This is a genomic window from Rhizobium sp. SYY.PMSO (assembly GCF_046840415.1).
Taxonomy (GTDB): domain Bacteria; phylum Pseudomonadota; class Alphaproteobacteria; order Rhizobiales; family Rhizobiaceae; genus Rhizobium.
This window is the reverse complement of the sequence record NZ_CP177349.1, coordinates 2,731,727-2,744,459: the sequence shown is the minus strand read 5'-3', so window position 1 is coordinate 2,744,459 and position 12,733 is coordinate 2,731,727. Positions and strand designations below refer to the sequence as shown.

The window sequence follows — 12,733 nt, the reverse complement described above, 5'->3', positions numbered from 1 at the left end:
GTTAGGTAACGGGTCTTTTCAGCTGTTTTTCAGTTTTGTCACACCGCCGTCAAACGGCGCCGGCGCCTGCGTCATGCCGAATTGAAGCACTGTACGCGGCTGCATCGGTGCTATAGATCGTTGCGAAAGGGATCAGATATGTCAGACGAACAGAACCGTATCATCAAGCTCGAGGAAATGGTCGCCCACCAGGCGAAGACCATCGAGGAGCTGTCCGACCAGCTCGCGGAGCAATGGAAGGTCGTCGAGCAGACCCGACAGAAGCTCGATCGGCTGACGGAGCGCTTCCTGACGCTGGAGGAGCAGTCGCTCGACGCGCCGGCCATTACCAGGCCGCCGCATTACTGATCCTTTCCAGTGCCTCGTTCACGTTTCGGTGTTTCACGCGGGCGTGTGTAACAAAAGGGCCTGTCTTCCCGTATTTCCTTGTGACCGGAGCTTTAGATCTCGGTCGAGAGGAAATCATCATGAAGACTTTATCGACAGACATGATCCGCATTTATTCGGCGCGCCTCACCCGTTTTGCCGGCCTCACGGCGGCTGCGGTATTGCTTGGCGGCGTCGCGCTGCAATTTGTCGGCCGTGCTTCGGCCGAGGATGCGCGCGTCATTCCCCCGCCGGGCCTGGACGAAAAGGCGGCTTCGGCGGGGACGGAAACGGTGGTGCTTGCCGGCGGCTGCTTCTGGGGCGTGCAGGGCGTGTTCCAGCATGTCAACGGCGTCATCAGCGCAACGTCAGGCTATGCCGGCGGCAACAAGGGTACGGCTCATTATGAAATGGTGAGCACGGGCGATACCGGCCACGCCGAATCCGTGCGCATCGTCTTCGATCCGCACAAGATCAGCTATGGGCACCTGCTGCAGATCTACTTCTCCGTCGCGCATGATCCGACCGAGCTGAACTATCAGGGGCCGGACAGCGGCACGCAATATCGCTCGGCCATCTTCCCGACCAGCCAGTCGCAGGCCGATATCGCCCGCGCCTATATCGATCAGCTCAATCACGCCAAGGTGTTCGATGCGGCTGTTGTCACCAAGATCGAACCGGCCCGTCAATTCTATGCGGCCGAGGACTATCATCAGGATTTCCTGACGACCCATCCGACCTATCCCTATATCGTCATCAACGACCTGCCGAAGGTGAAGAGCCTCCAACATCTCTTCCCCAAGGATTATCGCGCCGATCCGGTCCTGGTGACGGCGAGCGCAAGCGCGAACTGACGGTCCTGTGACCGGCGAGGGATGTCCGCCGGTCACTGCCGCCTTGCAAGAAATGCTCGTTACTCCCGGCGCGTCTGGTGTATTGCTGCCTCACCAGACATTCATCGAGAGTGCGTTCCGTCATGATCGTCCGCGACCGGCCGAATCTTTTCCAGCTTTTCTTTATCGTTCGCGGCTCGATCATCCGGCGCATCCTGCCGCAGATCATCGCCATCTTCCTGCTGTCGGCCCTCATCGTCTGGGGGCATGAGGAGAAGCCGCATCTCATCGTCTCCTTCAACGGCTCGGCGCTGTCTCTGCTCGGCATCGCGCTGTCGATCTTTCTCGGCTTCCGCAACAATGCCTGCTACGACCGCTGGTGGGAGGGGCGCCGCGACTGGGGGCAGCTTGTCCAGCTCGCGCGCAGTTTTGCCCGGCAGACGCTGGTGCTGGAGGGCTCCGGCGAAATGGGCGTCGAGGCGCGCAAGAACCTGCTGCGCCTGACCATGGCTTTTGCGCAGGCGCTGGTCTGTCTTCTGCGGCCCGGCAGCGACGAAGGCAAGGTGCTGCGCCTGCTGACGCCAAGCGAAGCCGAATTCTATCATGCCGCCCAGAACCGGCCCGACCTTATTCTGCGGCTGATGTCTGCCGATCTCGCGCGGCTGAAGGCGTCGGGTGCGATTTCGGATATCCAGTATCAGATGCTGGATATCACGATCGGCCAGATGGGTGCGGCCCAGGCCGCCTGCGAGCGCATCCGCAACACGCCGCTGCCGTTCGGCTATACGCTGCTGCTGCACCGCACCGCCTATCTTTTCTGCTTTCTGCTGCCCTTCGGCTATGTCGATACGCTCGGCTGGGGTTCTCCTTTCGTGACGGCCCTGATCGCCTATACCTTCTTCGGTCTCGATGCGTTGGGCGACGAGCTGGAAGATCCGTTCGGGCGGCGCCCCAATGCGCTCGCCATCGGCGCCCTAGCCGATACGATCGAGATCAACCTGCGCGAAGCGCTCGGCGAAAAGAACCTGCCGCCGCTGCCGCAGCCCAAAGATTTCCTGCTGATGTAAAAAATCTGCAAAAATATTCGTCGGGCGATGGAATAGAATCCGGAGTGCTTCCGTATATAGGTGTATGGAACGCAAAGGACGCACATTCGATGTTTTGGGGCAGCTCGGTTCGCTGAGACGTTATGCCCGCTCGCTCGTGCGCAATGCGGACGAGGCCGAGGACCTGGTGCATGATGCGCTGGTCAAGGCTTACGAGCGCAAGGCGTCCTTCCGGCACGGCGGCAACCTGCGCACATGGCTGCTGTCGATCCTGCACAATGTGCATATCGACCGCCTGCGCCAGAAGAAGTCGCTGAACCGCCGCCATGAAGAGGCGGCTGCCGATCTGGAAACGGCGCTGCCCGCGTCGCAGGACCATACGGTGCGTCTGAGCCAGGTTCGCGACGCCTTTTTCAATCTGCCTGAGGAGCAGCGCGAGGCGCTGCATCTGGTGGCGATCGAGGACCTCTCCTATCAGGAGGCGGCATCCGCGCTCGGCATTCCGGTCGGCACGCTGATGTCCCGCATTGCGCGGGCAAGGGCGAGCCTGAGACATTTCGAAGAGGCGACCTCCAAGGTTTCCCATCTGCGGCTGATCGAGGGAGGCGGCAATGAAAATCGTTGATCCGATCATCGACACCGATCTCGACGCTTACGTCGATGGCGAGCTTACGCTGGCGCGCCGTGTCGAGGTGGAATCCTATCTCTCGGAACATCCGGAGATCGCCGCCAAGGTAATGGCCGATATGAGCATCCGCGGCGAGCTGCGCATGGCGCTGGCCGGGGAAGGCCATGTGGTCCGGGCCGAAACGCGGGAAGCCGCCCGGCGGCTGGAGCGCGGACTGGTTTATGGCCGCATGCTGGGGTCGTTCCAGCGCGTCGCCGCCGTTGCCGTGCTGGTGACGACCGGATGGGTCGCGCATACGTCCTTCGGCGCCTTCACGGCGAGCGAGGTCAACGCGTCCGTGCCGGCGCCGGCATTCGTCGACGATGCGGTGCGTGCCTACAGGACGACCACGGTGCGCGAAGAGATGAAGCCGCAGGCGGCGCCCGCAAATTACAATCCGGAGGAAATCCGCGCATCGACGGCAATCGTATTGCCGGATCTGCCGGGCGGCTGGCGCGTCACGGATGCGCAGATCTATCCGTCCGAGTTCGGCCCGAGCATCGAAATGATGGTCGATGCCGGCAAGGAGGGGCATTTGTCACTTTTTGCCGTTCGTCCGGGCAATTTCGCCGTCCAGGAGGTCAGCCACATCAAGCGTGATGGAGTCCAGGCTGCCTACTGGCAGATCGGTGAAGTCGCCTATGCGCTGATCGGCGACGGCAAGGCTGGGGAGCTCGATGGCGACGCCCGGAAGCTTGCCCGCAGCCTCTACTAGTTTGGATTAAAGGAGAACGACCATGAACCCGACCAATCCGCGATACGGCTACGGAGCCGCCGCCGGCTCTCAGGCGCTCTTCGACGAAGGTCTGCGCCGGCACATGCTGCGCGTCTACAACTATATGGGTATAGGCCTTGTCGTGACCGGCATCGTCGCGCTGATCGTCGGCACCACCCCGGCGCTCTACGTGCCGATCTTCCAGAGCCCGCTGAAATGGGTGGTCATGCTGGCGCCGCTCGCCTTCGTGTTCTTCTTCTCGTTCCGCATCCAGTCGATGTCGGCGAGCACGGCGCAGATGATGTTCTGGGCGTTCTGCGCCGTCATGGGCCTGTCGCTGGCCTCGGTTTTCCTGGTCTTCACCGGCACGAGCATCGCGCGCACCTTCTTCATCGCCGCGACCATGTTCGGCGCTACCAGCCTCTACGGCTACACGACGAAGCGCGACCTCTCCAACATCGGATCGTTCCTGATGATGGGTCTGTTCGGCGTCATCATCGCCAGCATCGTCAACATCTTCCTGGGTTCGAACGCGCTGCAGTTCGCCATCTCGATCATCGGTATCGTGGTCTTCGTCGGCCTGACCGCCTGGGATACGCAGAACATCAAGGAACAGTATGCCGAGAACTACGATCAGGAATCGCAGCAGAAAATAGCCGTCTTCGGTGCGCTTTCGCTCTACCTGAATTTCGTCAACATCTTCCAGCTGTTGCTGAATCTCACCGGCGAGCGGGAGTAGTTTGAAATTGCCTGCTTGGGCATGGTCTGGACCGAAGGGCACTCCACGCCTTTGGTGATCATGCTCCGGTAATGCGTCTCCCTGGGGGCTTGTTGAGACGCATGACGCGCCTGCAGTATCTGCGCCGATACTGCAGGCGCAACTTTTTTTGGGAGGCGGCAAACCAAGTTTACAGCAATCTTCGCCGCCAGGCGGCAAAGGGGGAAGGTGCCGGACCAAGAGAGCACCGTCTAAAGAAAAGGCCCGATTAGCGCAGATCTGCTGCTATCGGGCCTTTCATCATTGGAGATATGCGGTTTCTCGTCCGTCAGGGAACGAGCGTGGCCTTACCACTCGGCAACGCTGCCGTCCTCGTGACGCCAGACGGGATTGCGCCAGCGGTGGCCTTCCTTGGCGCGCTCGATGACATAGGCTTCGTCGACCTCGATGCCGAGGCCGGGACCCTGCGGGATCGAGACGAAACCGTCGGCATAGCGGAACACCTCCTTATTGGAGATGTAGTCGAGGATGTCGTTGCCCTTGTTGTAGTGGATGCCGAGGCTCTGTTCCTGGATGAAGGCATTGTAGCTGACGGCGTCGACCTGCAGGCAGGCGGCAAGCGCGATGGGGCCGAGCGGACAATGCGGGGCGAGCGCCACGTCATAGGCTTCGGCCATGGCGGCGATCTTGCGGCATTCGGTGATGCCGCCGGCATGGGAAAGATCGGGCTGGAGAATGTCGACATAGCCGTCCGCCAGCACGGACTTGAAGTCCCAGCGCGAATAGAGGCGTTCGCCAAGCGCGATCGGCGTCGAGCAATGGTTGGCGATTTCCTTCAGTGCCTCGCGGTTTTCGGAGAGGACGGGCTCCTCGATGAACATCAGCTTGTAGGGTTCCAACTCCTTGGCGAGCACCTTGGCCATCGGCCGGTGAACGCGGCCATGGAAATCGACGCCGATGCCGATGTAGGGGCCGATCGCCTCGCGGATGGTGGCGATGGTCTCGACGGCCTTTTCCACCTTGTCATAGGTGTCGACGATCTGCATTTCCTCGCAGCCGTTGAGCTTGATCGCCTTGAAGCCGCGGGCAACCACGTCCCTGGCGTTGTTGGCGACGTCGGAGGGGCGATCGCCGCCGATCCAGGAATAGACCTTGATCCGGTCGCGTACCTGGCCGCCGAGCAGCGAGTGGATCGGCTGGCCGAGCGCCTTGCCCTTGATGTCCCACAGCGCCTGGTCGATGCCGGCAAGCGCCGACATGTGGATGGCGCCGCCGCGATAGAAGCCGGCGCGGTACATGACGGTCCAGTGATCCTCGATCAGGAACGGGTCCTTGCCGATCAGGTAGTCCTCCAGCTCATGCACCGCCGCCTGCACGGTCAGCGCCCGGCCCTCGACCACGGGCTCGCCCCAGCCGGTGATGCCTTCGTCGGTTTCGATCTTCAGGAACATCCAGCGCGGAGGTACGATGTAGGTCGTCAGTTTGGTGATCTTCATGGGAATGCATCCAGTTGGACTTTAAATTGTATCAGCGGCGCGGCGCCGCGGATTTCGGAGTATCGGAAATGCTTCTGCGGTCATCGCGCGCGTGCTGCCCGGCGGCGATGTCGCGGACGGCAAGATCGAGCATGCGATGGGCGCAGTCCCGCGCGGCGGCGCGGTCGCGCAGGCGCAACGCCTCGACAAGCTCGCCGTGAACCGCGATCGCCTCGTCGCGGCTATGGGCTGCGACGTTGGAGGCGTGGAGCGCATATTTCAGGCCGGCATGCATCGCGCTGGACAAGCGGCGGAACACCTGGTTGTGGCTGGCGCCGAGCAGCACCTTGTGAAAGGCCATGTCGGCCTCGGTGAAGCCTTCCGGATCGTTGCCGCTGTCGCGCATCTGCTGCCATGCGCTGTCGAGGTCGGCAATCTCCCGGGCGGTGGCGCGCTCCGCCGCATATTCGGCAGCTGCCGGCTCGATGGTGCGGCGTGCTTCCAGGATCGAGCCGAGAATGTCGAAATCGGCGAGATACGGGCCCATCCATTGCAGCACATCCTCATCGAGAATGTTCCAGTCGTCCTTGTCGCAGACAGTGGTGCCGATACGCGGCTTGCCGCGCACCAGCCCCTTCGATTCCAGCACCTTGAGGGATTCGCGGATCACCGTACGACTGACGCCATACATTTCGCAGAGATCGTTTTCGCGCGGCAGGGTGGAGCCGGAGGGATAGCGCTCGGCACAAATGTCCTCGGCGATCGCTGTCGTCACGTTTCTGCGCACGCGGGGACGGCGCCCCGACCCGGCGGCCGTGCCATGTTCCTGCCTTTGAAGCGAATCCACGCTTTTCCTCCACTCCAGCCGGCTTCTTTCCGCGAGCGCTTCTCGCGGAAAGAAGCCGATGCGCTTGCGCGCCGCTGTCTTTCATATCGAGGAAGATAATCTAATCATCATACATAAGCAATATCCTTGTATGATGATTTAGCGTCTTTGCGTTGCCCGCCTTGAGGAACAATCCTGCGTCCCGCGCTTTTCGAAATGGACGCTGCCGCTGTTACGGCGGCGTCGTGTTCGATCGATAGAAGGATTATGGTGTCGGTGCAGGTGGCCACGCCGCTTGCCGTCGATCATCAATGGGAAGGCGGGTTGCCGCTCTCCAAGGCTCATTCAACGACAAGGAGGACGACATGCAGATCAATCGTACAGGTTCGGCTCAATGGTCCGGCGGCTTGAAGGACGGCAAGGGGCAGATTTCGACGCAAAGCGGCGCGCTCAATCGCTATCCCTACGGCTTCGCCAGCCGCTTCGAGGGCGTTGCCGGCACCAATCCGGAAGAACTGATCGGCGCGGCGCATGCGGGGTGTTTCACGATGGCACTGTCGCTGATCCTCAACGAGGCCGGTTTCACCGCCGAAAGCATGGAGACGACGGCCAAGGTGACGTTGGAAAGCGTCGAAGGCGGCTTTGCCATCACCGCGATCCATCTGACGCTGACGGGCAAGGTTCCCGGCGCCGATGAGGCGACTTTCACGGAGCTTGCCAACAAGGCCAAGGCGGGTTGCCCGGTTTCCAAGGCGCTTGCCTCCGTTCCGATTTCGCTGGACGTTCGCATCGGCTAAAGCGCCTCTGCGACAAAATGCCGGACATGCCGACCGCGTTCAGGACAATGCGTTGTCGATGATTTAACCGTTGTTTCAGGTTGTTCGGCGCATTCTCGGTGTAATCAATAGACTTCGAAAACCGCCTGCGGTTGTGGGCGGTTTTCTTGACATCGAAACTCTGATGGTTTACGAGTGACGAAAATTAAAAATCGTCACTCGTAAACCATCAGGTTCTGCTCATGCTCGATCTCCCCGACGTTGGCGCCGACCCGGTCCGTCAGGAAAACATCACGCGGATTCTCGATGCCGCCGAGAGGTTGTTTCGCCACTATGGCTACAGCAAGACGACGGTGGCCGACATTGCCCGCGATCTCGGCATGTCCACGGCGAATATCTACCGCTTCTTCGGCTCCAAGACCGACATTCATCAGGCTCTGTGCGGGCGCATGCTGGAGCAGAGCTACCAGATGGCCTGGACGCTCCGCCATCAGCCCATCAGTGCATCCGAGCGGCTGCGGGCCTATACCATGGCCCAGTACAAGATGACGCTGGAAACCATGCTCGATGAGCAGAAGGTTCATGAAATGGTCGTCATCGCCATCGAGCGCGACTGGCACGTCATCGAAAAGCATATCGACCGCATCCAGGATCTGATTGCCGAGATCATTGCCGAGGGGATCGCCGCCGGCGAATTCGCGGAGCAGGATCCGCAGGTGGCGTCCAAGTGCTACGGCGCGGCGACCGTCAATCTCTGTCATCCGCAGATGGTGGCGCAGTGCCTTGCCAAGACGCATCAGGCCAAGCCTGAAGAACTCATCGAGTTCGCCATCCGAGCCCTGAAGAAATAGCAGCCTGCGCACCGGATGGCCGGTGTACGCCAGTTTTTGTTCGCATAGGAGAGCGACATGGTTTCGCTGACGACCACTACCATAAGGAACGTTGCCGGCGCGGCGCTTTTTGCCGCACTGGCGCTGACGCTCTCCGGCTGCAACGAGAAAAAGGAAGAGACGGCGGAGGTGATCCGGCCGGTGAAGGTCGTCGAGATCGCCCAGGCGGATACGACGCGCAAGCTGGATTATTCCGGCGCGGTGCGGGCACGGACGGAAATGAACCTCGGCTTCCGGGTCGCCGGCAAGATTATCGAGCGCAAGGTCGATATCGGCCAGAAGGTCAAGCCGGGCGATGTGCTCGCGCGCATGGATGCCACCGACTATGTGCTTGCCGTGCGCCGCTCGCAGGCCGATCTCGATGCCGCGGAAAAGCAGGTGCAGACGGCCGGGCTTGCCCGCAACCGCGCCCAGACGCTGTTCGACAAGAATGTCACCTCCAAGTCGCAGCTCGAACAGGCGGAGCTCTCCTACGAGCAGGCTGTTTCGACGCGCGATTCCGCCGTCTCGGCATTGGCCGAGGCCAAGAACCAGGTCGCCTATGCCGACCTGACGTCCGACATGAACGGCATCGTCACGACGATCAACGCCGATGTCGGCCAGGTGGTCAGCTCCGGTACGCCCGTCATCACCGTCGCCGTCGACGGCGAAAAGGAAGTGCAGGTCGCCGTGCCGGAAATGGATATCGCCCAGTTCAAGGTCGGCAAGGACGTGAAGGCGCGCTTCTGGTCCGACTCGGCGCTCGTGCTGGATGGAAAGGTGCGGGAGGTCTCCGGCAGCGCCGATCAGTCGCGTACCTTCGCCGTGCGCGTAAGCCTGCCGAACGATCCGCGCGTGCTGCTTGGCATGACGGCGACGATCGAAGCGGTTGCAGACGACACGAAGCCTTATGTTTCCATTCCGCTCAGCGCCCTTGCGCAGAAGGACGGGCAACAGATCGTCTGGCTCGTCGACCGCAATGCCGGCACCGTCCATTCCCGCGCCATCAAGGTCGCCGATTTCGCCGATGACGGCGTGCGCGTTGCCGATGGCCTGAAAACCGGCGATGTCGTGGTGGCGGCCGGCACGCAGTTCATGACCGAAAATATGAAAGTGAAGCTTCCGGGCGCCGCCGCTCAGCAGGCCTCCGCAGAAACCGACGCCGCCTCGGCGGAAATCCTACGCTGACCCGGATCGAGGGGGACGAAACCATGTCCATCAACAGCACCTCCGGCGAGAGGAAGCGTTTCAACCTGTCGCGCTGGGCGATCGCCCATCCGAGCATCGCGCGCTTCCTGTTCGGGCTCATCATCATCGCCGGCGCGCTCGGCCTGACCCATATGGGCCAGAAGGAAGACCCGGATTTCACCTTCCGCGTCATGGTCGTGCAGACCGTCTGGCCCGGCGCCTCGCTGCAGGACATGGAAGACCAGGTGGTCAACAAGATCGAGCGCAAGCTGCAGGAAACGCCGCATCTCGACTGGGTCAAATCCTATACCCGCGCCGGCTTTGCGATCACCACGGTCCAGATCAAGGGCGATACCAACACCGAACAGGTGAAGGATGCCTTCTACCAGATCCGCAAGAAGGTCGGCGATATCGGCAACGAGCTGCCGTCCGGGCTGCTCGGCCCCTATTTCAACGATGAATTCGGGGATACGTTCATCACCCTGCATTCGATCAGCGGCGACGGCTACACCTATCCGGAGCTGAAGAAATTTGCCATTCAGGCCCGAGACATGCTGCTCGCGACGCCGGGCGTCGAGAAGGCCACGATCATCGGCGACCAGGCCGAGCAGATCTATATCGACGTCTCCTCCAAGGTATTGGCCGAGCGCGGACTGACGCTCAACGACCTGAAGAACGCCATCGTCGGCCAGAACAATGTCGATCCCGCCGGCACCGTCGATACCAGCACGCGTTCGGTACGCATCTCCGTCGAGGGCGACGTCAACAAGGTCGAGGACATCAAGAACCTGCGGCTGACCGCCGGCGGCCAGGTGACGCGCCTCGGCGATATCGCCACCGTCACCGCCGGCCTTGAAGATCCTTACACCGCCAAGTTCTTGTATAACGGCCATCCGAGCGTACAGCTCGGCGTCGTCATGGCAAGCGGCTACAAGGTGACTGATGTTGGCGTCTCGGTCGAGGAAACCTACAAGCGCTTCGAGGCCTCTCTGCCGGTCGGCGTTCAGGTCGACCAGATCGCCAATCAGCCGGATGTGGTTACCGACGCGATCAGCGAGTTCATGCACGCGCTCGGCGAAGCGCTCGTCATCGTTCTGATCGTCTCGTTCCTGTCGATCGGCTGGCGTTCCGGCCTGGTGATCGCCATCGCCATTCCGCTGGTGCTGGCCGCGACCTTTGCCATCATGTACGAATTCGGCATCGATCTGCAGCGCATCTCGCTCGGCGCGCTCATCATCGCGCTCGGCCTGCTGGTGGACGACGCCATGATCGTGGTCGAACTCATGGAGCGCAAGCTGGAGGAGGGGCTGGTCAAGCTCGATGCCGCGAGCTTTGCCTATTCCTCCACCGCCTTCCCGATGCTGACCGGCACGCTGATCACGACCGCCGGCTTCATTCCGGTCGGCTTCGCGGCATCGACGGCCGGCGAATATGTCCGCACGCTGTTCTATGTCGTCGGCATCGCGCTCGTGGTCTCCTGGTTCGTGGCCGTCTATTTCACGCCATGGCTCGGCTACATGATCCTCAAGCAGCGCCACCATGCCGGCGAGCATCATGACGTATTCGACACGCGTTTTTATCGCCGTCTGCGCTCGTCAGTCACCTGGGCCGTGCGCCATCGCGTCATCGTGCTGCTTCTGACGCTTGCCGCCTTCATCGGCAGCCTGTGGTCCTTCCAGTTCATTCCGCAGAACTTCTTCCCGCAATCGTCGCGTCCGGAAATCCTCGTGGACCTGTGGCTGCCGGAGGGCACCAGCATCAAGGAAGTCGAACGGCAGGCGCAGGCGCTGGAAGCGCGCATGGCTGACGATCCCGACAAGCGCTTCATTGCCACCTATGTCGGGCAGGGCGCACCGCGCTTCTTCCTGCCGCTCGATCAGCAGCTCACCAATCCGAACTATGCCCAGATGCTGGTCATGGCCAAGGATGAGCCGGCCCGCGAGCGTCTGATTGCCAAGATGCGCGGCATTCTCGCGGCAGACTTCCCCGCCGTCCGCGCCAAGGTCGACCGTCTGTTCCTCGGCCCGCCCACAGGCTGGCCCGTGCAGTTGCGCGTCATGGGCCCGGACCGGCAGGAGGTGCGCCATATTGCCGACGAGGTGAAGCAGCGCTTCGCCCGGAACCCGCTGCTCGGCGCCATCCATGACGACTGGCTCGAGCCGGTGCCGGCGATGAAGCTGGTGATCGACCAGGATCGTGCCCGTGCTCTGGGCGTGACCTCGCAGCGCATCCGCCAGATGCTTCAGGCCGCGATGTCCGGCGTCACGCTCGACAACTATCGCGAGAGTGAGGAAACAGTCGGCATCGTCGCCCGCGAGCCGGAGGCAAGCCGCCATCTGCTGACGTCGGTCAACTCCGTCTATATCCCGACCGATGCGGGTGGCTTCGTGCCGCTGTCGCAGGTCGCCAAGATCGTGCCCGTGATGGAACAGAGCATCGAATGGCGCCGCGACCGTCTGCCGACCATCACCGTACGCGCGACCTTGCCCGACGACGTGCAGGCGAACGATGTGACCGCCAAGCTCTATAGCGACATGGCGGATCTGAGGAACAGCCTGCCGGCCGGCTACAAGATCGAGGTGCAGGGCGGTGCCGAGGACAGCGCCGAAAGCCAGCAATCCATTGCCGCCAAGGCGCCGATCATGCTCGTCATCATCGTCGTGCTCCTGATGGCGCAGCTGCAGCACTTCGGCAAGGCGATGCTGGTGCTCGCCACCGGTCCGCTCGGCATCATCGGTGCGGCGGGAGCATTGCTGATCAGCGGTGCGCCCTTCGGCTTCGTGGCGATCCTCGGCGTTATCGCGCTGCTCGGCATCATCATCCGCAACTCGATCATCCTCGTCGACCAGATCGACCAGGACATCGCGGCGGGCATGGACCGGAAGGAGGCGATCATCGGCTCGGCCGTGCGCCGTTTCCGGCCGATCATGCTGACGGCGCTGACGGCCGTTCTCGCGCTGATTCCAATCTCGCGCGGCGTCTTCTGGGGGCCGCTCGCCTACGCCATGATGGGCGGCATTCTGGTCGCGACCGTGCTGACCATCTTCGTCCTGCCCGCCGGTTACGCTCTGTTCTTCGGCCGCGAGCCGAAGCACAAGTCGACGGAGCCGCCGGCCAGGGATCAGGCCGACGACGACCGGAGCACGATCCAGCTTCCTCCGGCGATGGCGGCGGAGTAAGCCGTCAGAAACAAGCAAACCCCGGTTTCGTGCCGGGGTTTTCGCTATCTTTTGTTCTTACGCAATTCCGCGCGG

12 protein-coding genes are annotated in these 12,733 nt (G+C 61.9%); 10 read left to right on the top strand and 2 right to left on the bottom strand.

The window, feature by feature from the left end:
- Positions 1-138: 138 nt before the first annotated feature.
- The 6 genes from ACJJVH_RS13390 (at position 139) to ACJJVH_RS13365 (ending at position 4,366) form a co-directional block, all read left to right on the top strand.
- Positions 139-348 (top strand): SlyX family protein, encoded by a 210-nt coding sequence (locus ACJJVH_RS13390; RefSeq protein WP_412064131.1) that lies wholly within the window; start codon positions 139-141, stop codon positions 346-348.
- Between the two features lie 119 nt (positions 349-467).
- On the top strand, positions 468-1,220 hold the full coding sequence (gene msrA / locus ACJJVH_RS13385; protein ID WP_412064130.1) for a peptide-methionine (S)-S-oxide reductase MsrA: 753 nt from the start codon (positions 468-470) through the stop codon (positions 1,218-1,220).
- 122 nt (positions 1,221-1,342) lie between these two features.
- Positions 1,343-2,266 (top strand): bestrophin family protein, encoded by a 924-nt coding sequence (locus ACJJVH_RS13380; RefSeq protein WP_113372518.1) that lies wholly within the window; start codon positions 1,343-1,345, stop codon positions 2,264-2,266.
- Between the two features lie 64 nt (positions 2,267-2,330).
- Entirely contained in the window at positions 2,331-2,870 is a 540-nt protein-coding gene (locus ACJJVH_RS13375) for a sigma-70 family RNA polymerase sigma factor (RefSeq protein ID WP_112804252.1), read from the top strand.
- The gene (locus ACJJVH_RS13370) at positions 2,857-3,627 is read left to right on the top strand and encodes an anti-sigma factor family protein (protein ID WP_112804253.1); all 771 of its coding nucleotides are present in this window, start codon (positions 2,857-2,859) and stop codon (positions 3,625-3,627) included. Before ACJJVH_RS13375 ends, ACJJVH_RS13370 begins: the two co-directional genes overlap by 14 nt.
- 22 nt (positions 3,628-3,649) lie before the next feature.
- Entirely contained in the window at positions 3,650-4,366 is a 717-nt protein-coding gene (locus ACJJVH_RS13365) for a Bax inhibitor-1/YccA family protein (protein ID WP_112804254.1), read from the top strand.
- 326 nt (positions 4,367-4,692) lie between these two features.
- Here the strand turns inward: ACJJVH_RS13365 and dgoD are convergent, their stop codons facing one another.
- Positions 4,693-5,841 (bottom strand): galactonate dehydratase, encoded by a 1,149-nt coding sequence (gene dgoD / locus ACJJVH_RS13360; protein ID WP_412064129.1) that lies wholly within the window; start codon positions 5,839-5,841, stop codon positions 4,693-4,695.
- Positions 5,842-5,872: 31 nt separating this feature from the next.
- Complete coding sequence (locus ACJJVH_RS13355; protein ID WP_412064128.1) at positions 5,873-6,667, bottom strand: FadR/GntR family transcriptional regulator; 795 nt, start codon at positions 6,665-6,667, stop codon at positions 5,873-5,875.
- Between the two features lie 344 nt (positions 6,668-7,011).
- On the opposite strand from ACJJVH_RS13355, the gene ACJJVH_RS13350 reads away from it, so the two are divergent.
- The 4 genes from ACJJVH_RS13350 (at position 7,012) to ACJJVH_RS13335 (ending at position 12,658) form a co-directional block, all read left to right on the top strand.
- Positions 7,012-7,443, top strand: a complete 432-nt coding sequence (locus ACJJVH_RS13350; protein ID WP_113356174.1) for an OsmC family protein — start codon at positions 7,012-7,014, stop codon at positions 7,441-7,443.
- 221 nt (positions 7,444-7,664) lie between these two features.
- Positions 7,665-8,273 (top strand): TetR family transcriptional regulator, encoded by a 609-nt coding sequence (locus ACJJVH_RS13345; protein WP_112804323.1) that lies wholly within the window; start codon positions 7,665-7,667, stop codon positions 8,271-8,273.
- Positions 8,274-8,330: 57 nt separating this feature from the next.
- Positions 8,331-9,479, top strand: a complete 1,149-nt coding sequence (locus ACJJVH_RS13340; protein ID WP_112804322.1) for an efflux RND transporter periplasmic adaptor subunit — start codon at positions 8,331-8,333, stop codon at positions 9,477-9,479.
- 23 nt (positions 9,480-9,502) lie between these two features.
- A complete protein-coding gene (locus tag ACJJVH_RS13335; RefSeq protein WP_412064127.1) occupies positions 9,503-12,658 on the top strand; it encodes an efflux RND transporter permease subunit in 3,156 nt (1,051 codons plus the stop codon).
- The last annotated feature ends 75 nt before the right edge of the window (positions 12,659-12,733 follow it).